The organism is Streptomyces hokutonensis, assembly GCF_042751305.1.
Lineage (GTDB): Bacteria > Actinomycetota > Actinomycetes > Streptomycetales > Streptomycetaceae > Streptomyces > Streptomyces hokutonensis_A.
The window spans coordinates 64,409-85,150 of sequence record NZ_JBHYWD010000015.1 but is presented as its reverse complement, the minus strand read 5'-3'; the positions used below and the strand labels follow the sequence as shown (position 1 = coordinate 85,150).

The 20,742-nt window shown below is 69.6% G+C and carries 15 protein-coding genes; 9 read left to right on the top strand and 6 right to left on the bottom strand.

The genetic code is table 11. The features are described 5' to 3' along the window. The first annotated feature begins 10 nt into the window (after positions 1-10). Genes nuoL through nuoN form a run of 3 tightly spaced genes read left to right on the top strand, consistent with a single transcriptional unit; the run spans position 11 to position 5,135 of the window. Positions 11-1,906: an NADH-quinone oxidoreductase subunit L gene (gene nuoL, locus ACFXC1_RS33320; protein ID WP_381249826.1), complete on the top strand. Its 1,896-nt coding sequence runs from the start codon at positions 11-13 to the stop codon at positions 1,904-1,906. A 5-nt stretch (positions 1,907-1,911) separates the two neighbouring features. Further along, positions 1,912-3,483 (top strand): NADH-quinone oxidoreductase subunit M, encoded by a 1,572-nt coding sequence (locus ACFXC1_RS33315; RefSeq protein WP_381249823.1) that lies wholly within the window; start codon positions 1,912-1,914, stop codon positions 3,481-3,483. Beyond that, complete coding sequence (nuoN, locus tag ACFXC1_RS33310) at positions 3,480-5,135, top strand: NADH-quinone oxidoreductase subunit NuoN (RefSeq protein WP_381249820.1); 1,656 nt, start codon at positions 3,480-3,482, stop codon at positions 5,133-5,135. Before ACFXC1_RS33315 ends, nuoN begins: the two co-directional genes overlap by 4 nt. A 58-nt stretch (positions 5,136-5,193) precedes the next feature. Here the strand turns inward: nuoN and ACFXC1_RS33305 are convergent, their stop codons facing one another. After that, positions 5,194-5,742 carry a hypothetical protein gene (locus ACFXC1_RS33305; RefSeq protein ID WP_381249817.1) on the bottom strand — a complete coding sequence of 183 codons (549 nt, stop codon included), beginning with the start codon at positions 5,740-5,742 and terminating at the stop codon, positions 5,194-5,196. Between the two features lie 254 nt (positions 5,743-5,996). Here ACFXC1_RS33305 and recQ point away from each other — a divergent pair, with 254 nt between their 5' ends. Next, positions 5,997-8,033, top strand: a complete 2,037-nt coding sequence (recQ, locus tag ACFXC1_RS33300; protein ID WP_381249814.1) for a DNA helicase RecQ — start codon at positions 5,997-5,999, stop codon at positions 8,031-8,033. Between the two features lie 49 nt (positions 8,034-8,082). Here recQ and ACFXC1_RS33295 read toward each other — a convergent pair whose 3' ends face one another. Next, positions 8,083-9,021, bottom strand: a complete 939-nt coding sequence (locus tag ACFXC1_RS33295) for a M56 family metallopeptidase (RefSeq protein ID WP_381249811.1) — start codon at positions 9,019-9,021, stop codon at positions 8,083-8,085. Positions 9,022-9,240: 219 nt separating this feature from the next. Then, positions 9,241-10,455 (bottom strand): fumarylacetoacetase, encoded by a 1,215-nt coding sequence (gene fahA / locus ACFXC1_RS33290; RefSeq protein ID WP_381249808.1) that lies wholly within the window; start codon positions 10,453-10,455, stop codon positions 9,241-9,243. Between the two features lie 196 nt (positions 10,456-10,651). Between fahA and ACFXC1_RS33285 the strand changes: the two genes are divergently transcribed. Then, entirely contained in the window at positions 10,652-11,923 is a 1,272-nt protein-coding gene (locus ACFXC1_RS33285; protein WP_381249805.1) for a carboxylate--amine ligase, read from the top strand. Between the two features lie 67 nt (positions 11,924-11,990). After that, positions 11,991-13,193 carry an NAD(P)-binding domain-containing protein gene (locus tag ACFXC1_RS33280; RefSeq protein ID WP_381249802.1) on the top strand — a complete coding sequence of 401 codons (1,203 nt, stop codon included), beginning with the start codon at positions 11,991-11,993 and terminating at the stop codon, positions 13,191-13,193. Between the two features lie 30 nt (positions 13,194-13,223). Here the strand turns inward: ACFXC1_RS33280 and ACFXC1_RS33275 are convergent, their stop codons facing one another. The 3 genes from ACFXC1_RS33275 to ACFXC1_RS33265 all read right to left on the bottom strand — a co-directional run bounded on the left by ACFXC1_RS33275 (position 13,224) and on the right by ACFXC1_RS33265 (position 17,315). After that, complete coding sequence (locus ACFXC1_RS33275; RefSeq protein WP_381249799.1) at positions 13,224-13,958, bottom strand: nucleotidyltransferase domain-containing protein; 735 nt, start codon at positions 13,956-13,958, stop codon at positions 13,224-13,226. A 138-nt stretch (positions 13,959-14,096) separates the two neighbouring features. After that, entirely contained in the window at positions 14,097-15,239 is a 1,143-nt protein-coding gene (locus ACFXC1_RS33270; protein ID WP_381249796.1) for a glycoside hydrolase family 53 protein, read from the bottom strand. A gap of 69 nt (positions 15,240-15,308) precedes the next feature. Next, the gene (locus ACFXC1_RS33265) at positions 15,309-17,315 is read right to left on the bottom strand and encodes a beta-galactosidase (protein WP_381249793.1); all 2,007 of its coding nucleotides are present in this window, start codon (positions 17,313-17,315) and stop codon (positions 15,309-15,311) included. 222 nt (positions 17,316-17,537) lie between these two features. On the opposite strand from ACFXC1_RS33265, the gene ACFXC1_RS33260 reads away from it, so the two are divergent. The 3 genes from ACFXC1_RS33260 to ACFXC1_RS33250 are packed head-to-tail and all read left to right on the top strand — an operon-like array spanning position 17,538 to position 20,733. Continuing rightward, a complete protein-coding gene (locus tag ACFXC1_RS33260) occupies positions 17,538-18,872 on the top strand; it encodes an ABC transporter substrate-binding protein (RefSeq protein ID WP_381249790.1) in 1,335 nt (444 codons plus the stop codon). Continuing rightward, positions 18,869-19,858, top strand: coding sequence for a carbohydrate ABC transporter permease (locus ACFXC1_RS33255; protein ID WP_381249787.1), 990 nt, complete (start codon positions 18,869-18,871; stop codon positions 19,856-19,858). The genes ACFXC1_RS33260 and ACFXC1_RS33255 overlap by 4 nt, the downstream gene beginning before the upstream one ends. Continuing rightward, positions 19,855-20,733, top strand: coding sequence for a carbohydrate ABC transporter permease (locus ACFXC1_RS33250; protein WP_381249784.1), 879 nt, complete (start codon positions 19,855-19,857; stop codon positions 20,731-20,733). Before ACFXC1_RS33255 ends, ACFXC1_RS33250 begins: the two co-directional genes overlap by 4 nt. Positions 20,734-20,742 lie beyond the last annotated feature (9 nt).

Sequence of the window (20,742 nt, the reverse complement as noted above, 5' to 3'; positions counted from 1 at the left end):
TCGCTGAATCGTGGAGAACCTGATTGCGCTGCTGGTAGCGGCGCCTCTGCTCGGAGCGGTCGTCCTGCTGTGCGGCGGCCGGCGGCTCGATGCCGTCGGCCACTGGATCGGCACGCTCCTGTCGTCCGCCTCCTTCGTGATCGGTGTCGTCCTCTTCACCGACCTGCTGGGGAAGAACGCCGAGCACCGGACGCTCATGCAGCACCTGTGGACCTGGGTCCCCGTCGAGGGCTTCCAGGCGGACGTCACCTTCCGCCTCGACCAGCTGTCGATGACCTTCGTCCTGCTGATCACCGGTGTCGGCTCGCTCATCCACCTGTACTCGGTCGGGTACATGGAGCACGACGAGCGCCGCCGCCGCTTCTTCGGCTATCTGAACCTGTTCCTCGCAGCGATGCTGATCCTCGTCCTCGCCGACAACTACCTGCTGCTGTACGTCGGCTGGGAAGGCGTCGGGCTCGCCTCCTACCTGCTGATCGGCTTCTGGCAGCACAAGCCCAGCGCGGCGACCGCCGCGAAGAAGGCCTTCCTGGTGAACCGGGTCGGCGACATGGGCCTGTCGATCGCCATCATGCTGATGTTCACGACGTTCGGGACCTTCGCCTTCGGGCCGGTCCTCAGCCACGTCGGCGACGCCTCCCAGGGCAAGCTCACCGGCATCGCCCTGATGCTGCTGCTCGCCGCCTGCGGCAAGTCCGCCCAGGTGCCGCTGCAGTCCTGGCTCGGCGACGCGATGGAGGGCCCGACCCCGGTCTCGGCCCTCATCCACGCGGCGACCATGGTGACCGCGGGCGTGTACCTGATCGTCCGCTCCGGAGCGATCTTCAACGCGGCGCCCGACGCACAGCTCGTCGTCACCGTCGTCGGCGCCGTCACGCTCCTGTTCGGTGCGATCGTCGGTTGCGCGAAGGACGACATCAAGAAGGCCCTCGCCGGCTCGACCATGTCGCAGATCGGCTACATGGTGCTCGCCGCCGGACTCGGCCCCATCGGCTACGTCTTCGCGATCATGCACCTGGTGACACACGGCTTCTTCAAGGCCGGGCTCTTCCTCGGCGCCGGCTCCGTCATGCACGGCATGAACGACGAGGTCGACATGAGGAAGTACGGCGGCCTCAGGAAGTACATGCCGGTCACCTTCATCACCTTCGGCCTCGGCTACCTCGCCATCATCGGCTTCCCGGGCCTGTCCGGCTTCTTCTCCAAGGACAAGATCATCGAGGCGGCCTTCGCCAAGGGCGGCACCGAGGGCTGGATCCTCGGCGGCGCGGCCCTGCTGGGCGCGGCCATCACGGCGTTCTACATGACGCGCGTGATGCTGATGACGTTCTTCGGGGAGAAGCGCTGGCAGCCCGACGAGAACGGCCACGAGCCGCACCCGCACGAGTCCCCGAGGACGATGACGATCCCGATGATCGTGCTGGCCTTCGGATCGGTCTTCGCCGGCGGCTTCTTCAGCATCGGCGACCGCTTCCTGCACTGGCTGGAGCCCATCACCGGCCACGAGGAGGGCAACTCCCCGGTCAGCGCCCTCACGGTCACCCTGGCCACCATGGCCGTGCTGGTCGTCGGCGTGGCGATCGCCTGGGCGCAGTACGGGCGCCGTCCGGTCCCGGCCGTCGCCCCGCGCGGTTCGCTGCTCACCCGGGCCGCCCGCCGCGACCTCCTCCAGGACGACTTCAACCACGTCGTCCTGGTGCGCGGCGGCGAGCACCTCACGCGCTCCCTGGTCTACGTCGACCACACCCTGGTCGACGGCGTCGTCAACGGCACGGCGGCCTCCATGGGCGGCCTCTCCGGAAGGCTGCGCAAGCTGCAGAACGGCTACGCGCGGTCGTACGCGGTCTCGATGTTCGGCGGTGCGGCCATCCTCGTCGCCGCGACCCTGCTGATGAGGGCGGTCTGATACCGATGTCCTTTCCCCTCCTGACAGCGACGGCGGCGCTCCCGGCCCTCGGGGCGGTCGCCACGGCCGCCGTCCCGGCCGCCCGGCGCACCGCCGCGAAATGGCTGGCGCTGTTCGTCTCGCTGGCCACGCTCGCGCTGGGCATCGCCGTCCTGGTGCGCTTCGACCCGGGCGGCGACCGCTACCAACTCACCGAGTCCCACGCGTGGATCGCCGACTTCGGGGTCCGCTACGAGCTGGGTGTGGACGGCATCGCGGTCGCGCTCATCGCGCTCACCGCCCTGCTGATCCCGTTCGTGATCCTGGCCGGCTGGCACGACGCCGACCCCCTGGAGACCGGCAGCAAGCGCTGGCGGCCCACCCAGGGCTTCTTCGCCCTCATCCTTGCGGTGGAGGCGATGGTGATCATCTCCTTCGAGGCCACCGACGTCTTCCTCTTCTACATCTTCTTCGAAGCCATGCTGATCCCGATGTACTTCCTCATCGGCGGCTTCGGGGACCGGGCCCACGAGCACGGCGACGAGGCGGCGGCCACCCAACGGTCGTACGCGGCCGTCAAGTTCCTGCTCTACAACCTGGTCGGCGGGCTCATCATGCTGGCCGCCGTGATCGGCCTCTACGTAGTGGCCGGGAACTTCTCGCTCGCGGAGATCGCGCAGGCGCGGGCCAACGGCACGCTGCACATGGCGACCAACACCGAACGCTGGCTCTTCCTGGGCTTCTTCTTCGCCTTCGCGGTGAAGGCGCCGCTGTGGCCGCTGCACACCTGGCTGCCCAACGCCATGCAGGAGTCCACCGCGCCGGTCGCCGTGCTCATCACGGCGGTCGTCGACAAGGTGGGCACCTTCGCGATGCTCCGCTTCTGCCTCCAGCTCTTCCCGGAGGCCAGCAAGTGGGCGACGCCCGTCATCCTCGTCCTCGCCCTGATCAGCATCATCTACGGGGCGCTGCTCGCCGTCGGCCAGCGGGATATCAAGCGGCTGGTGGCGTACGCGTCGATCTCGCACTTCGGGTTCATCATCCTGGGCATCTTCGCGATGACCAGCCAGGGACAGTCCGGCGCGACCCTCTACATGGTCAACCACGGTATCTCCACCGCCGCGTTGATGCTGGTCGCCGGATTCCTGATCTCGCGGCGCGGCTCGCGTCTCATCGCCGACTACGGAGGGGTGCAGAAGGTGGCCCCGGTGCTCGCCGGCACCTTCCTGATCGGCAGCCTCGCGACCCTGTCGCTGCCGGGACTCGCGCCCTTCGTGAGTGAGTTCCTGGTCCTGGTGGGCACGTTCACGCGCTACCCGGCCATCGGGATCATCGCCACCTTCGGCATCGTCCTCGCCGCGCTCTACACCCTGGTCCTGTACCAGCGGACGATGACCGGCCCGGTGAAGCCCGAGGTCGCCGCGATGCCGGACCTGCGACCGCGTGAACTCCTGGTCGTCGCCCCGCTGATCGTGCTGCTGATCTTCCTGGGCGTCTACCCGAAGCCGATCACGGACATCGTGAACCCGTCGGTCAAGCAGACCCTGTCCGACGTACACAAGAAGGATCCCAAGCCCTCGGTGGAGGCGGCCAAGTGAGCGCAACAGCCGTCCACAGCCTGTGGACAACGGCGGCAGGCGCGGACCCGATCTCGAAGATCCCCGCACCGAAGATCGAGTACGGGCAATTGTCGCCCACCTTGATCATCCTCGGCGCGGCACTCATCGGGGTACTGGTCGAGGCGTTCGTCCCGCGCAAGTCCCGTTACTACGCCCAGGTGTTCGTGTCCGTCGTGGCGCTCTGCGCCGCCTTCGCGGCGGTCGTGGCACTCGCGGCGGGCGGGTACGGCACCACCAAGGCGCACATCGCGGCGATGGGCGCGATCGCGGTCGACGGGCCGTCCCTGTTCCTCCAGGGCGTGATCCTGCTCTCCGGCCTTGTCGGCCTGTTCACCTTCGCCGAGCGGCGGCTCGACCCCGAGGCACACGGCAACCGGGTCGACTCCTTCGCCGCACAGGGCGCGTCAGTGCCCGGCAGCGACAGCGAGAAGGCCGCCGTCAAGGCCGGGTTCACCACCACGGAGGTCTTCCCGCTCCTGCTCTTCGCGGTCTCCGGAATGCTGGTCTTCCCGTCCGCCAACGACCTGTTGACCCTGTTCGTGGCCCTGGAAGTCTTCTCCCTCCCGCTCTACCTCCTGTGCGCCCTGGCCCGCCGCAAGCGGCTCCTCTCGCAGGAAGCGGCGGTCAAGTACTTCCTCCTCGGCGCCTTCGCCTCCGCGTTCACCCTCTTCGGCATCGCGCTGCTCTACGGCTACGCGGGCTCGATGTCGTACGCCACGATCGCGCAGGTCGTCGACGGCTCCATCACCAACATCAACCCTGCCCTCGCGGACACCATGGGCAACGACGCGCTGCTGCTCATCGGCGGCGCGATGATCGTCATGGGGCTGCTGTTCAAGGTGGGCGCGGTGCCGTTCCACATGTGGACGCCCGACGTCTACCAGGGCGCGCCGACCCCGGTCACCGGCTTCATGGCCGCCGCGACCAAGGTGGCCGCCTTCGGAGCGCTGCTCCGGCTCCTCTACGTCGTGCTGCCGGGCCTGCGCTGGGACTGGCGGCCCGTCATGTGGGGCGTCGCGATCATCACGATGCTGGGCGGCGCGGTCGTCGCGATCACCCAGACCGACATCAAGCGGCTCCTGGCGTACTCGTCGATCGCCCACGCGGGCTTCATCCTCGCCGGCGTCATCGCGACCACCCGGGACGGCGTCTCGTCCGTGCTCTTCTACCTCGGCGCGTACTCGTTCGTGACGATCGGCGCCTTCGCGGTCGTCACCCTCGTAAGGGACGCGGGCGGCGAGGCGACGCACCTGTCGAAGTGGGCGGGGCTCGGGCGCAGGTCGCCGCTGGTCGCGGCCGTCTTCGCGGTGTTCCTGCTGTCCTTCGCGGGCATTCCGCTGACGGCCGGTTTCGCCGGGAAGTTCGCCGTGTTCAAGGCGGCGGCGTCGGGCGGCGCGGCCCCGCTGGTCGTGGTCGGTGTGCTCTCCTCCGCGATCGCGGCGTTCTTCTACATCCGCGTGATCGTGCTCATGTTCTTCAGCGAGCCGAGGCCCGACGGCCCCACCGTCGCGGTCCCGTCCCCGCTGACCATGGCCACGATCGGGGTGGCCGTGGCGGCCACGCTCGTCCTCGGTGTGGCCCCGCAGTACTTCCTGCACCTGGCGAACCAGGCGGGAGTCTTCGTTCGCTGAGGTCAGGCCGAAGGCCCCGGTTTCCCCTCGTGGGGCCGGGGCCTTCGTGCATGTGCGGTCAGACCTTCGGGCAGACCACCTCGGGGTTCCAGGGCGCGAACAGGCCCTTGGGGTTGGGCTTGTAGATCCAGGCGTGGAGGGTGAAGTAGCCGAGCTTCGGGTCCTTCTGGAAGGTCTGCCCGAACAGCGTCGGCGCGGTCGTCTGACCCGTGTCCTTCACCATCCACTCGACCGCGACCAGCTTGCGCCCGCCGCCGAAGTCGGACTCGCCCGTGTACTCGTCGTTGAACCCGTCCGCGTACAGCAGGGCTGCCGGCTTCTCCGGATCGGGCGGTGAGACGGCGTTCGCCAGGTTGACGTAGTGGTAGCCCATGCCGCCCTCGGCCAGGTCGTCGGCACAGGTGTCGGTGCGTACGTATCCGCCACCGGCGGCGAACGCCTCGTACCCGTACTTCGCCGTGGCCTGGTACGTCTTGCTCAGCGTGGTCCACGCGGACGGGTCGGGGTCGGACGCGGCGTGGGCCGGGGCGGCGGTCAGCGCGAAGGCCGCGGCAGTCGCCACGGCGACGGCGGTCTTGACGACACCCTGCAGGGACCGAGAGGACATGGTGGAGCTCCTTGACTTCGGGAGGCGTCCGCACGAGGGCGCGCCGTCCGTTCGGGGGCGTGGCGGGCCTTCCCCGGTCCCGCCCCAGCAGCATGTTCCGGCCCGATCCGTCGCGCCATGTGACGGCAGCCATTCGACTGACCACACCCGGTCACCGCCACCGGCCTGTGGATAACTCCGACGCTGTCAGCACGGAGCCCTATCGTGGACGCAGTGGTCGAGGGACGACGTACGGGGGACGAGCGATGCACGGGATGGGCGGGACGGTTGTGACGACCGAAGTACGGACGCCGCAGGCACACGGCGAGAGCGAGGCACTGGCCACGCTCCACCGCGTCTTCGGCTACGACAGCTTCCGCGGCGCGCAGGAAGAGGTCATCGAGCATGTGGTGGCCGGCGGCGACGCCGTGGTCCTCATGCCGACCGGCGGCGGCAAGTCGCTGTGCTACCAGATCCCGTCCCTGGTCAGACCCGGTACGGGCGTTGTCGTCTCCCCGCTCATCGCGCTGATGCAGGACCAGGTGGACGCGCTGCGGGCGCTGGGCGTGCGCGCCGGGTTCATGAACTCGACGCAGGACTTCGACGAGCGGCGGGTGGTCGAGGCCGAGTTCCTCGCCGGTGAGCTGGACCTGATCTATCTCGCGCCGGAGCGGCTGCGGCTCGACTCCACCCTGGACCTGCTCTCGCGCGGCAAGATCTCGGTGTTCGCGATCGACGAGGCGCACTGCGTGTCCTCGTGGGGCCACGACTTCCGCCCGGACTATCTCTCCCTCTCGCTCCTGGGCGAGCGCTGGCCGGACGTCCCGAGGATCGCGCTCACGGCGACTGCCACGGACGCCACGCACAAGGAGATCACCCAGCGGCTGAAGATGCCGGACGCCCGGCACTTCGTGGCGAGCTTCGACCGGCCCAACATCCAGTACCGGATCGTGCCGAAGGCCGACCCGAAGAAGCAGCTGCTGAGCTTCCTGCGCGAGGAGCACGCGGGCGACGCGGGCATCGTGTACTGCCTGTCACGCAAGTCGGTGGAGGCGACCGCTGAGTTCCTGTCCCGCAACGGCATCGAGGCGGTGCCGTACCACGCGGGCCTCGACTCGGGCACCCGCGCGGCACACCAGTCCCGGTTCCTGCGCGAGGACGGGCTGATCGTCGTCGCGACCATCGCCTTCGGCATGGGCATCGACAAGCCGGACGTACGGTTCGTCGCCCACCTCGACCTGCCCAAGTCGGTGGAGGGCTACTACCAGGAGACGGGACGCGCCGGGCGTGACGGAATGCCCTCCACGGCCTGGATGGCGTACGGCCTGAACGACGTCATACAGCAGCGCAAGATGATCCAGTCCAGCGAGGGCGACGAGGCGTTCCGCCGCCGCGCCGCCGCCCACCTCGAGGCCATGCTCGCGCTCTGCGAGACGGCACAGTGCAGGCGCGGCCAGCTGCTCGCCTACTTCGGGCAGGACCCGGACGCGGCGGCCTGCGGCAACTGCGACACCTGCCTCACCCCACCGGAGACCTGGGACGGCACGGTCGCCGCGCAGAAGGTGCTGTCCACGGTGGTACGGCTGCAGCGCGAGCGGGGCCAGAAGTTCGGTGCGGTGCAGATCGTCGACATCCTCATGGGGCGCCGGACGGCCAAGGTGATCCAGTTCGACCACGACCAGCTGTCCGTGTTCGGCATCGGCGAGGACCTGGCCGAGGGCGAATGGCGGGGCGTCGTACGGCAGTTGCTGGCGCAGGGGCTGCTCGCGGTCGAGGGGGAGTACGGCACGCTGGTGCTCACCGAGGCGAGCGGCACGGTGCTGCGGCGCGAGCGGGAGGTGCCGCTGCGCAAGGAGCCCAAGAAGCCGGCGGCATCGCGGTCGTCGTCCTCCGGTCGGGGCGAGCGCAAGGCGAAGGCAGCGGCGGTGGAGTTGCCCGAGTCGTTGCAGCCCGCCTTCGAGGCCCTGCGCGCCTGGCGTGCGGAGCAGGCCCGGGAGCAGGGGGTTCCGGCGTACGTCATCTTCCATGACGCCACGCTCCGGGAGATCGCGACGGTGTGGCCCACGTCGGTGGGGCAGTTGGGGGAGATCAGCGGGGTCGGCGAGAAGAAGCTGGCGACGTACGGGGAGGGCGTGATCGGGGTGCTGGCTTCGCTGGGCGAGGCGCCGACCGTGACTCCGGCCGCGGCTCAGGTGCCCGCGCAAGTGCAGGCGTCGGCGCCCGCACGGGGCCGGGCGGCGAAGGATGTTGACCCCGGTGAGGACTACTGGCCGGAGATGGATGCGGAGCCGGAGCCCGAGGACTGGATATAGCCGCTCGCACCTGAGCGGATCAGTGGCAGCGTCCGCCATGCCTCGGGCCTCAGGCCAGCGCCGTCAGCCCCGGTGCGAAAACGATCAGGAGCGGCAGCAGCGGGATCAGTGCCGCGACCGTCGTCGTCAGGGCGCGGCGGCGGCGGCCCAGGCGGGGGCGGGGGTCCAGGAGGCGGTCGACTCGTTCGCCGAGGAGGCGGTGGCTGGAGGCGCAGGAGAGGACGCCGCGGTGGTTGTTGAGTTCGATCAGGGCCAGGGCCGTGGTCAGGTGGCCGCATTGGCGGGACGCGGTGTCGTCCGCGGCGAGTTCCACCAGGCGGTGGGTCTGGTCGCAGAAGTGGGCGAACAGGGGGACGCGCGGGAAACCGGAGGCCAGCGCGGTCGACAGATGCAGCAGCCAGTCGTGGTGGGCGCGGGCGTGGCCGCGTTCGTGGGTGAGGACCGCGTCGAGCTGGTGGCCGGTGAGGCGGTGCAGGGCGCCTGTGGTGACGACCAGTTGGGGTGGATGGCCGGGCATCCACCAGGCGTCCGGGTACTCGTCCTCCAGGACGAGGAGGGGGCCGCGTGCCGGGGGCAGCCCGGCGGGCAGGTCGGGGGCGCGCTCCCGCAGATGCGCGCGGGCCTGACCGCGCCGGCGGCGGGCCTCGGCGAGTTCGCGGGCCAGCATCGCCGTCGTCCAGGCGGCGCCGCAGGCGAGGGACAGCGTGAGGGCGACCGCCCAGACCGGGGCGGCGGAGAGGTCGTAGGCCGCTGTGACGGCGGGTGGAGCGGGGGCGAAGACATGGTCGCGGACGGTGTGGAAGACGGCCGCCGCGCCGAGCACGAGGGCGCCGAGACAGCACAGCAGGACCGTGGCGACCAGGCACTGCCACACCCACAGGCCGACCACGGGTTCCCGCTCCGGCCACACGGCCCGGGTCAGCGCGCGCGGAACCGGCACGGCGGCCGAGAGGGCGACGACGCTCAGCAGGAGCAGGCAGACAGTCATGCCACGGGCTCCGGATCCTGGTCAACGGCACAGACAGGGGGAACAACGGGGGCTGCGGGTGCGGCTGTACCCGAGGGCGGGCGCACGAGGTGTGGGCCCGCCCGCCGTCAGTATGACTGTCCGGGCGGCCGGAGTCAGGTGTACGGCGAGCACCGGACGCACCCGCGACCGCTCCGACTCCGGCCCGCGAGCCGCCTCACGCCTCGCCCGCGATCCGCCTCAGCCCCGGCCCACGATCCGCCCGGTGACCTCGCCGAGCCCCACCCGAGTTCCGTTCGCGCCCGGTGCCCACGCCGACAGGGTCACGACATCCCCGTCCTCCAGGAACGTCCGCTTGCCGTCCGGGAGTTCGAGGACGTCCCGCCCGTTCCAGGTCAGCTCCAGCAGCGAACCGCGCTCGCGCTCGGCGGGCCCGCTGACCGTGCCGGAGCCGTACAGGTCGCCGGTGCGCAGGGAGGCGCCGTTGACCGTCATCTGGGCGAGCTGCTGCGCGGCCGTCCAGTACATGGTGGAGAACGGTGGTTCGGAGACGACATGGCCGTTGATCGCGACCGAGATGTGGAGGTCGTAGCCGCCGGGCTCCTCCGCCGAGTCGTCCAGATAGGGGAGGAGTTCGTGCGTGCGCTCCGGCGGCGCCACCCGCGACTCCTCCAGCGCGTCCAACGGGGTGATCCACGCCGACACCGAGGTGGCGAAGGACTTGCCGAGGAACGGGCCGAGGGGGACGTACTCCCAGGCCTGGATGTCGCGCGCGGACCAGTCGTTGAGGAGGCACAGTCCGAAGACGTGCTCGCGGAAGTCGGCGAGCGCCACCGGCTCGCCCATCCGCGACGGTGTGCCGACGACGAAGCCGACCTCCGCCTCGATGTCCAGGCGGATCGACGGGCCGAAGACGGGCGCCGGGTCGGACGGGGACTTGCGCTGCCCGGACGGTCGTACGACGTCGGTGTCCGAGACCACGATCGTGCCCGAGCGGCCGTGGTAACCGATGGGCAGATGCTTCCAGTTGGGGGTCAGGGAGTCGGGCGCGTCGGGGCGGAAGATGCGGCCGACGTTCCGGGCGTGGTTCTCGGAGGCGTAGAAGTCGACGTAGTCCGCGACCTCGAAGGGGAGGTGCAGGGTCACCGCGGAGAGGGGGTGGAGGAAGGGGGCGATCGTCTCCTGGTGGGACGGCACCGTCACCCACGCGGTCAGCGCGCGCCGGACGTCCGACCAGGCCGTACGGCCCGCGGCGAGCAGGGGGTCGAGCGTGGGGTGCGCGAGCAGGGAGACATACGGTGAGCCGAGCGCGGCGGCGGCGGCGCCCGCGTCGAGCACCTGGTCGCCGTACCGGACGCCGACGGTCCGTTCGTCCGAGCCGAGGGGCGAGAAGACGCCGTAGGGAAGGTTGTGCGGGCCGAAGGGGTCGCCCTCGGGAAGATCGAAGGGGGGCATGGGGTGCTGCCTCACTCTCGTACGTACTCGCATGTGGCCGCGCCACACGTTACGGGTGAGTTGCAGGGACCGGCAGTGTCTAAAGAGTTCGCAATGTCCGAATAGGCCTTGTCGGAGGAGGCAATTCCGGCTTAGCGTCCTTTGGGGACATGGACGGGGTGGGTCCGGTCCGTAGGGGGGACACGTGGGGGGACCCGTGGCCAAACGCACCAGCAGCGTGCCTTTCGAGGCCGACCGCGAAGTGCCGGGCCTGATCGTGAAGTTCGGCTCCTATCCGCTGCATCACGGCGGGGTGGGCGCGATCCGCAGTCTCGGCCGTCTCGGCGTGCCGATGTATGCAATCACGGAGGACCGATACACGCCGGCCGCGGCATCCCGTTATCTGGAACGCGCGTTCGTCTGGCCGACGACCGGCACCGAGGAACCCGAACGACTCGTCGAGGGACTGCTGCGCATCGGGCGCCGCATCGGCCGTCCCACCGTCCTCATCCCCACCGACGAGGAGGCCGCCGTCCTGATCGCCGAACATCAGGACGAACTCACCGGCCGATTCCTGTTACCGCGCGTGGATCCGAAGCTTCCGCGCCACCTCGCCAGCAAACAGGGGCTGCACGAACTCTGCGTGGAGCACGGCATCCCCAGCCCCGCGGCCGCCTTCCCGCAGTCCTACGACGACATCGTCGACTTCGCGGAGAAGGCCCGCTTCCCGGTCGTGGCCAAGAACCGGGAGGCGTTCGTACGACGCTCCCGGCCCGCGGTCAACGGCACGACGAAGATCGCCACCCGCGAGGGACTGCTCGCGCTCGCCCGTGACTGGGGCGAGCACCCCGGAGTGATCCTCCAGGAATACCTGCCGAGGGAGGAGGCCGAGGACTGGATCGTGCACGCCTACTTCGACCAGGACTCCACCCCGCTCGCCATGTTCACCGGCGTCAAGGTGCGCTCCTGGCCGCCGCACGCGGGCATGACGGCAAATGCATACGTCGTGGACAATCCGGAACTCGCGGATCTCGCCGCGCGTTTCATCAAACAGATCGGCTTCACCGGCATCATCGACCTCGACCTGCGCTTCGACCGGCGCGACGGTCAGTACAAACTGCTCGACTTCAACCCCCGCATGGGCGCCCAGTTCCGGCTCTTCGAGAACGAGTCCGGGGTGGACGTCGTCCGCGCCATGCACCTCGACCTGACCGGCCGCCCCGTCCCGGAGGGGGAACAGCGCGCCGGCCACCGGTACATCGTGGAGAACATCGACCTGCCCGCCCTCCTCGCCTACCGCCGCAGCGGCTATACGACGCCGCACGCGCCGGTGAAGGCGAGCGGGACCGAGCTGGCCTGGCTCGCGGGTGACGACCTGCGGCCGTTCTTCACGATGCTCGCACGCTTCGTGCGGCCGGGCGCGAAGCACCTGTATCAGCTGTGGCGCACCAACCGGCGCGGCAGCAGCACCAGTAGCGGCCACCAGTAGTCAATAAGGAACAGGTGGCGGCAGCTCCAGCACGAAGTGACGAATTGACGTCCTGGGGAGGGACTTCGTGATTCAACCGGTAGCAATCATCGGCGCCGGCCCGTTCGGCCTGTCCACCGCCGCCCATCTGCGGGCGCGCGGCATCCCGGTCCGTGTCTTCGGCGAGCCCATGGTCAGCTGGCGCGACCACATGCCAGCCGGAATGCTCCTGAAGTCGACCCCGGCCGCCTCCAACTTCGACGCCCCGCAGCCCGGCCACAACCTCGTCGACTACTGCGACGCGGCCGGCATCCCCCGCCTGGTGACCGACGAGGACATCATCCCCGTCGAGACCTTCATCGGCTACGGCGAGTGGTTCCAGCAGAAGCTGGTGCCCGAGCTGGAGCGGGTACGGGTCGTGTCGGTGGACCGGAACAAGGGCGGCGGCTTCGAACTCAAGCTGGACTCGGGGGAATTGTTCACCGCCCGGGCGGTCGTGGTGGCGACGGGTCTGTACGGCCTGGCCCACCTCCCGCCCGAACTGGCGGCAGCGGCGGCCGACGGCCCCGCGCCCACCGGTCCCGTCTCGCACAGCTCCCAGCACCACGACCTGAGCGGGTTCAAGGGCAAGGAACTGATCGTCGTCGGCGCCGGCCAGTCCGCGCTCGAGACCGCGGTACTCGCGGCGGAGGCGGGCGCGCAGGTGCGGATCGTCTCGCGCGGGCGCGGCCGGGTCGCGTTCGGCGCGGCGCCCTGGGAACAGCCGAAGCTGCGCCCCGAGTCCCCCTTCGGGCGCGCCTGGTCGCTGTGGGCGCTCAGCTACTACCCCCAGCCGTACCGCTACCTCCCCGAGGGGACCCGCCACTACCTGGTGCGCCGGGTGCTCGGTCCGCTCGGCGCGTGGTGGCTGCGCGAGCGGTTCGAGGGGAAGGTGCAGGTCAGCGAGGTCGACCGGATCGTACGGGCGGACGCGGAGACGGGGAGTCCCGTCCTGACGGTCGGCACGCACAGCGGCGGTACCGAGCGCCTCACCGCCGACCACGTCATCTCGGCGACGGGCTACCGGGTCGACATCGCGGCGATGGACTTCCTGGGCCACGAGCTGCGCACCCAGCTCGCGGTGAGCCGGGGTACGCCGAAGCTCGGTGCCGGGTATGTGTCGTCCGTGCCGGGGGTGTACTTCACGGGGCTGCCGGCCGCGTCGTCGTACGGGCCGGTGATGCGGTTCGTGTGCGGCACGGAGTTCGCGTCACCGCGGTTGGCGAAGCATCTGGCGGCGGCACACGGGTAGTTGACGGTCTGCCGGTCGGGGGTGCCTCCCCTACGCCAGCTCCATGAGCATCGGGCGGAGGCGGGGCGCCAACTCCGGGGCGGAAAGGTCCAGTTCGGCCGTCGCCGCGGTGATCGTCGCGCTCAGCGCGCGGCGGAGTTCCGGCGCGGTGAGAGAGCGGACGAGGGTCGGCTCCAGTGGGGCGGTCACCTCCTCCGGGAGGAGATGGGCGCCCTTGGAGTAGGCGATGGGGAGGCCAAGTCGTAGACAGGCGAGGGCGATCAGCTGGTCGCGCAGGGCGTTGATCCAGTGCGCCGCCTGCCAGGGGCGGTCGCGTTCGATGCAGATCCTGGCGTGCAGGGCGTGGTGCCAGGTCAAGCCGACGAGTGTGTTGCGGTGGGGCGGGGCGAACGGCGGCTGTGCCCGCGGGCTGCCGAAGACCGTCCGCCACTGCGGGCCCCGGGCGCCGAACTCCGACTCCGGTGAGAAGTTGACGTCCAGCTCCACCCATCCGGGCAGCAGAAAGACCCGGATCACGCCCGCGCCACCCGCACCGAGGTCCCAGTGGTGCCGGGCGCCGAACTCGTCGTAGATCCACGCCGTCCACTGCTGCACGGCTTCGGGGACCTCGCCCCGCACGGCCAGCACGATGTCCGTGTCCGACCAGCGGTCGCCGTCGCCGGTGGCATGCGAACCGGTGAGGGCGAAGCCGACGATCGAGTCGTCGGCTTCGGCGTGGGCGAGGAGTTGGGCCTGGGTGCGGTCGCGTTGTTCGGGGGGGAACATGGCGGGGCGGTCCCGGGGGAGGGGGCGTGGAAGTGTGACGGTTCGTTAGGAAAGTGACACACTTTTTGGGGAAGGGTGGGGTGGGAGTCAGGCTTCGGGCGCGTACGTCGCTCCGGACAGGTCACCCCACGACCAGCTCTACGAGCGATAGCGCCCGAGCGTCCGCAACCCCGGCAGCGCCTTGTCGTCGAAGTCGAACAGTGCCAGGTTCTCCCACGCGTTGCCGGACGTCGGGTCGGTCGGGTCCCAGCCGTCGCCCTTGCGGTAGGTCCAGACGCCTTCCCAGTAGCAGTAGCCGAGGCCCTTGCCGTCGGGGACGTCGACCATCAGGTCCGCCACCGTGCGCAGCCACGCCGCCTGGCCCGCCGGGGTCGCCGGGTAGCCCTCCGTGAGCTGTGAGGGGTCGTACATGATGTCGTTCGTCGCGTCCTCGCTCTCCAGCGTGAACGGGTACGCCGTCTCCGCGATCAGCACCGGCTTGTCGTAACGGGCCGCCAGATCCGCCAAGTTGGCAGCCGCTGCCGCCGGGGCGCCGTGCCAGAACGGGTAGTACGACTGGGCGATGATGTCGAAGTCGACCCCGTCGGCCACCACGTTGTCGTACCACCAGCGGGACGTGCCGTTGTCGCCGCCCGAGGCGATGTGGAGCATCGTGCGGATGCGGGGGGTGGTGTCGCGCGCCGCCGTCAGACCCGCCTTCAGGAAGGCCGTCAGGTTGCCCCAACCCCCGGCGTCGTCGCCCCAGTTCTTGCCGGTGGGCCAGAGCAGGCCGCCGTTGATCTCGTTGCCGATCTGGACCAGGTCGGCCGGGGTGCCCTGACGGCGCAACGCGCCCAGCACATCGGCGGTGTGGTCGTAGACCGCCCTCGTCAGGCCCGCCACGTCCAGGTCCGCCCAGGCCGCCGGCTTGGTCTGGTGGGACGGGTCGGCCCAGGTGTCGGAGTAGTGGAAGTCGACCCAGATGCCGATCCCGGCCCGGCGCAGCCGCTTGGCCAGCGGGAGGATGTGCTGCTTGGTGTTGTAGCCGTCGGCCGGGTTCACCCAGACCTTGAGGCGGGCGTGGGTCACACCCGCGTCGGCCAGGATGCGGATCGGGTCGTCCCGGCGCCCGTCCGCACGGCGGTACACCGCGCCGTACGCCTCGTCCTTGGGGAGGGACGAGATGTCCATCCCCCGGATCTCCAGCCGGCGCCGGTCCGCGGCGACGGCGGGCGCTGCCGCCAGCACCGGGATCGAGAGTGCCGCCGCACCCGCCGCCGTAAGAACACTTCGTCTGCGCATCACAAGACTTCCCTTCATCAAGTAACCAAAGAAACAAGCGAGTTGAGCCGAAGAAGCAAACAGTCGGGGTCAGCGCGGATCGCGGAAGACCTCCACCCCGCCCGCCGGTACCGCCGCCCGGTTCCCGTCCGGCAGCACCACCTTCACCTCGCTCCCGGTGTGGTTCACCGCGAAGCGGAACGTCCCCGACTCGCCCTCCCGTACGACGAGTTCGACATCGCGCGGCAGATCGACCGGCGTGACCCCCGCGTCCGCGAGGGCGAGATCCACCACGGCGGCCAGGTCGGCGCCGGTCAGCCGCGTCGCGAGATACCAGGCCGCCCCCGACCCCAGCGCGTGCCGCGTCAGCGCCGCCCCGCCCGCCGTACGACCGTCCGCGAAGACCGCGACCGTCTCGCAGCCCGCACCCGGGATCACGACCTCCGACCACAGATCCGCCGTGTACGACGCCCCGTCCGCGCCCCGCACCGACAAGGTCTCGCCCGGCAGCAACGGGTCGAACTCCTCGACGGTCAGGCCGAGTACGTTCCGCAGTGCCCCCGGATACGCGCCCGGATGGAGGGTGTCGTTCTCGTCGACGATCCCGGAGAAGAAGGAGACCAGCAGCGTGCCGCCCCGCGACACGTACCGCTCCAGGTCCGCCCCCACCCCGACCGGCGCCGAGTACAACTGCGGTACCACCAGCAGCGGATACCGCGCCGGGTCAAGGTCCCCCAACCCCGTCGGCGGCAGGAAGTCCACCGTCAGGTGCCGGTCGTAGAGCGCCTCGTAGAAGGAATCCAACCGTTCCCGCGCGTCCAGGTCCTGGCTCGGCCGCCACTCCAGGCTCTGCGCCCACCAGGAGTCCCACGACCACACCATCGCCACGTCGCCCCGCGTCCGGGTGCCCCGCAGGCCCGCCTCACTCAACTCCCCGACCCGGCGCCCGAGTTCCGTCACCTCGCGCCAACCCCGGTTGTCCGTACCGGAGTTCGCCAGCATCGCCGTATGGAACTTCTCCGCGCCCGACTGCGACTGCCGCCACTGGAAGAACATCGCGCCCTCGGAGCCGCGCGCCACATGCCCGAGTGAGTTGCGGGCCATCTCGCCAGGGCGCTTCGCGGGGTTGTACGGCTGCCAGTTGACCCCGGACGTGGCGTGTTCCAGCAGCAGCCACGGGCCGCCGCCCGCCACCGAACGCGTCAAGTCCGCCGCCAGCGCCAGGTTCACGTGGGTGCGGCGGCCGTCGGTCATCAGGTAGTGGTCGTTGGTGACGAGGTCGACCTCCTTCGCCCAGGCCCAGTAGTCGACGGTCTGGCCCTGGCTCGGCGCGACCATGAAGTTGGTGGTGACGGGCACGCCGGGGGAGAGGCGGTGCAGGATGTCCCGCTCGGCGACGAAGTTGGCGCGGGCCTGCGCGTCGGCGAAGCGGTGGTAGTCGAGCTGCTGGGTGGGATTGCATACGGACGGGGTCGCCCGGGGCGGAGTGATCTCCTCCCAGTCGCCGTACTGCTGGCCCCAGAAGGCCGTTCCCCAGGCGTGGTTGAGGGCGTCGAGGGTGTCGTAGCGCGAGCGCAGCCACCCCCGGAAGGCCGCCGCGCAGACATCGCAGTAGCAGGCGAGGACGGGGGCGCCGTACTCGTTGTGGACGTGCCACAGGACGACGGCCGGGTGACTGCCGTAGCGCTCGGCCAGCATCCGCGTGATGGTCGTCGCCGCGGCACGGTAGTCGGGGTTCGAGTGGCAGATCGCGCCGCGCGAGCCGAAGGCGAGGCGCACGCCCTCACGCGTCACCGGCAGCGCGTCGGGGTGCGCGCGGTAGAACCACGCGGGCGGTACGACCGTGGGCGTGCCGAGGTTCACCGCGATGCCCGCCCCGTGCAGCAGGCCGATCACCGTGTCCAGCCACTCCCAGTCGTACGCGCCGGGGCGCGGCTCGAGACGGGCCCAGGAGAAGACGCCGAGGGAGACCGCCGTGACACCGGCCTCCCGCATCAGCCGTACGTCCTCCTCCCAGACCTCCCGCGGCCACTGCTCGGGGTTGTAGTCACCTCCGAAGGCGAGCGGCAGACGGTCGTGCGGGGCGGGGGACGGCATGGGTTCGCTCCCGAAGGTCGACGGGTAAGAATCGGCTATTTCTGTGATCGTGCACATGGATGGTTGCGGCTCTCACCCATCAGCAACAAGTAGGTAACCCCAGGCGACACCCATTGACAAGGGTCCGAAACAATTCTCTACTGTGCACGGTCACAGAGCCGTGCGGAGCATGTGGGACGTCCGATGGGACATCGGAGGCCGGCTCGCACTCAGTCAGGGGAGATGAAGATGTCGATCCACCGCCACCAGTTCAGCAGGCGCAGCATCCTTGCCGGGGCAGCAGCTGTCGGCCTCACCGGCACCCTCGCCGCCTGCGGCGGTTCCGACGACAGCTCCGGCAAGAGCAGCGGGCCCGTCAAGCTGACCTACTGGTCCTGGGCGCCGAACATGGACAAGGTCGCCGCGATCTGGAACAAGAAGAACCCGGACATCACGGTCACCGTCTCCAAGCAGGCCGCCGGCAAGGACATCGTCTCCAAGCTGATCACCGCGAAGAAGGCGGGCAACGCCCCCGACCTCATCCAGGTCGAGTACCAGTCGCTGCCGACGCTGGTCTCGAACGACGTCCTCGCCGACATCTCGAAGTACGCGAAGTCCGCCAAGTCCGAGTTCGCCGAGGGCCTTTGGGGCATGGTCACGCTCGGCACCGACGCGGTCTACGCGATACCGCAGGACTCCGGCCCGCTGATGTTCTTCTACCGCGAGGACCTGTTCAAGCAGCACAACCTGACCGTCCCCACCACCTGGGACGACTTCGCCAAGACCGCCCGCGCCGCCAAGAAGGCACTTCCGAACGCCTACTTGACGACGTTCTCGTCCAACGACCCCGGTCTGTTCGCCGGGTTGGCGCAGCAGGCCGGCGCCAAGTGGTGGACCGTGGGCGACGGCGGCAAGTGGACCGTGGGCATCGACGACGCGGCCACCAAGAAGGTCGCGGACTTCTGGGGCGGTCTGGTCCAGGAGGGCGTGATCGAGAACCAGCCGATGTACACGCCGGCCTGGAACAACGCCCTGAACAAGGGCACCAACATCGCCTGGGTCTCCGCCGTGTGGGCGCCCGGTGTGCTGGTCAGCTCGGCCCCCGACACCAAGGGCAAGTGGCGCATGGCCCCGCTGCCGCAGTGGAGCGCGGGCGAGAGCGTCACCGGCAGCTGGGGCGGCTCCTCCACCGGTGTCTCCACCGACACCAAGCACGCCGAGGCCGCGGCCAAGTTCGCGACCTGGCTGAACACCGACCCGGAGGCGCTGGCCGCCCTGGTCAAGGAGGTCGCCATCTACCCGGCGGCCACCAAGGGCCAGTCCGGCTCGGTGCTCACCCCGCCCGCGTTCTTCCCGAACCAGACCGACTTCTACGACACCGCCGCGAAGATCGCCGCCACCACGGCCGCCTCCGCCTGGGGCCCGAACGTCCAGGTCGCCTACGACACCTTCAGCGACGCCTTCGGCAAGGCCACCAAGGCGAAGAAGGCCGCGCAGTTCGACACCGCGCTCGCCACCATGCAGTCGGCGACCTTCACCGACATGAAGAAGCAGGGCTTCAAGGTGACCGAGGCATGACCGCCACTCCGCTCAAGGGCTCCGACCGCGCGCCGGCCGGGCCCTTGGCGGACGGCACCGCCACCACCGTCCGCCCCCGCCGCATCCGCCGCCGTGGCCGCAGCGCGCCGTACTGGTTTCTCGTACCGGCCGTGCTCCTCTTCGCCGCCTTCACCGTCGTACCGATCGGGTACGCGGTGTGGCTCAGTCTCCACAAGGTCCAGGTCAAGGGCATCGGCCTCGGCAAGGGCGCCCGCGAACAGGTGTGGAACGGCATCGGCAACTACACCGCCGTCTTCGAGGACTCCGAGTTCGGCCACAGCGTCCTGCGCGCCTTCGGCTACGGCCTGATCGTCATCCCCACGATGCTCGGTCTGGCCCTGGTCTTCGCGCTGATGCTGGACACCCCGCAGGCGCGCAGCGCCAAGTTCGCCCGCCTCGCGATCTTCCTGCCGTACGCCGTCCCCGGCATCATCGCCGCCCTCATGTGGGGCTTCCTCTACCTGCCGACGGTCAGCCCCTTCTACTACATCCTGCGCGAGTTCGACCTCCCGCAGCCCGACCTGTTCGACGGCGGCAACCTGTACCTCTCCTTCGCGAACATCGCGGTCTGGGGCGGCACCGGCTTCAACATGATCGTGATCTACACGGCCCTGCGCTCGATCCCGCAGGAGATCTACGAGGCCGCCCGCATCGACGGCGCCTCCGACCTGAAGATCGCCCTGCGGATCAAGATCCCGATCGTGATGCCGTCGCTGGTGCTCACGTTCTTCTTCTCGGTCATCGCCACCCTCCAGGTCTTCACCGAGCCCATGGCGCTCAAGCCGCTGACCAACGGCCTCTCCAGTTCCTGGAGTCCGCTGATGGCCATCTACGACGCCGCCTTCCTCAGGTCGGACATCTACGGCGCCTCCGCCACCGCCGTGGTGCTGGCCCTGGCGACCTTCGCGCTCTCCTTCACGCTGCTGCGCGTCTCCGACCGCTACACCCGGGAGGACCGGGCATGACCCCCCTCACCCTCACCGCCGATGCCAACCGGGGACTCACCAAGCCGAAGCGCACCGCGTGGGTGCCGACCCTGGTGCTGATCCTCGGCTCGCTGTACTGCCTGATCCCCGTGGCCTGGGTGGTCATCGCGGCCAGCAAGGGCCACGGTGAGCTCTTCTCCACCTTCACCTTCGCCCCCGGCACCGGATTCCTCGACAACCTCAAGGAGTTGAGCTCCTACCGCGACGGCATCTACTGGGAGTGGATGGTCAACTCCCTCTTCTACGCGGGCGGCGGCGCCCTGCTCTCCGCCGCCGTCTCGGCCGCCGGCGGCTACGCGCTCGGCCGATTCGCCTTCCGCGGCCGGGAGTTCGTCTTCAAGCTGATGCTGGCCGGCGTCCTGGTCCCGAGCATCGTCCTGACCGTCCCGCAGTACCTGCTCCTCTCGAAGCTGGGCCTGGCCGACTCGTACTGGTCGATGCTCCTCCCGTCGATCCTCTCCCCCTACGGCGTCTACCTCGTCCGTATCTACGCGGCGGCCTCCGTGCCCGCCGAACTCCTCGAAGCCGCCCGCATGGACGGTGCGAGCGAGTGGCGGATCTTCTCGCGGATCGCGGTGCCGATGATGATGCCGGGGCTCATCACGGTGTTCCTGTTCCAGTTCGTCGGCATCTGGAACAACTTCCTGCTGCCGTACGTGATGCTCGCGGACGACACCAAGTTCCCGCTCACGCTGGGCCTTTACACCCTGCTCAACCAGGGCGCCTCCCAACCCGCCCTCTACACCCTGGTCATCATGGGCTGCTTCCTCGCGATACTGCCGCTGATCGCGCTCTTCCTGGTGATCCAGCGCTTCTGGTCCCTGGACCTGCTGAGCGGCTCGGTCAAGGCGTGAGAAGTATGT

Bases quoted from the DNA above. Each gene is read 5' to 3' on its own strand.
- ACFXC1_RS33295 (WP_381249811.1), bottom strand. From the start codon at position 9,021: ATGACTGTCTGCCTGCTCCTGCTGAGCGTCGTCGCCCTCTCGGCCGCC.
- ACFXC1_RS33315 (WP_381249823.1), top strand. From the start codon at position 1,912: ATGTCCTTTCCCCTCCTGACAGCGACGGCGGCGCTCCCGGCCCTCGGG.
- ACFXC1_RS33275 (WP_381249799.1), bottom strand. From the start codon at position 13,958: ATGTTCCCCCCCGAACAACGCGACCGCACCCAGGCCCAACTCCTCGCC.
- ACFXC1_RS33250 (WP_381249784.1), top strand. From the start codon at position 19,855: ATGACCCCCCTCACCCTCACCGCCGATGCCAACCGGGGACTCACCAAG.
- ACFXC1_RS33255 (WP_381249787.1), top strand. From the start codon at position 18,869: ATGACCGCCACTCCGCTCAAGGGCTCCGACCGCGCGCCGGCCGGGCCC.
- ACFXC1_RS33260 (WP_381249790.1), top strand. From the start codon at position 17,538: ATGAAGATGTCGATCCACCGCCACCAGTTCAGCAGGCGCAGCATCCTT.
- ACFXC1_RS33270 (WP_381249796.1), bottom strand. From the start codon at position 15,239: ATGCGCAGACGAAGTGTTCTTACGGCGGCGGGTGCGGCGGCACTCTCG.
- ACFXC1_RS33265 (WP_381249793.1), bottom strand. From the start codon at position 17,315: ATGCCGTCCCCCGCCCCGCACGACCGTCTGCCGCTCGCCTTCGGAGGT.
- fahA (WP_381249808.1), bottom strand. From the start codon at position 10,455: ATGCCCCCCTTCGATCTTCCCGAGGGCGACCCCTTCGGCCCGCACAAC.
- ACFXC1_RS33305 (WP_381249817.1), bottom strand. From the start codon at position 5,742: ATGTCCTCTCGGTCCCTGCAGGGTGTCGTCAAGACCGCCGTCGCCGTG.
- recQ (WP_381249814.1), top strand. From the start codon at position 5,997: ATGGGCGGGACGGTTGTGACGACCGAAGTACGGACGCCGCAGGCACAC.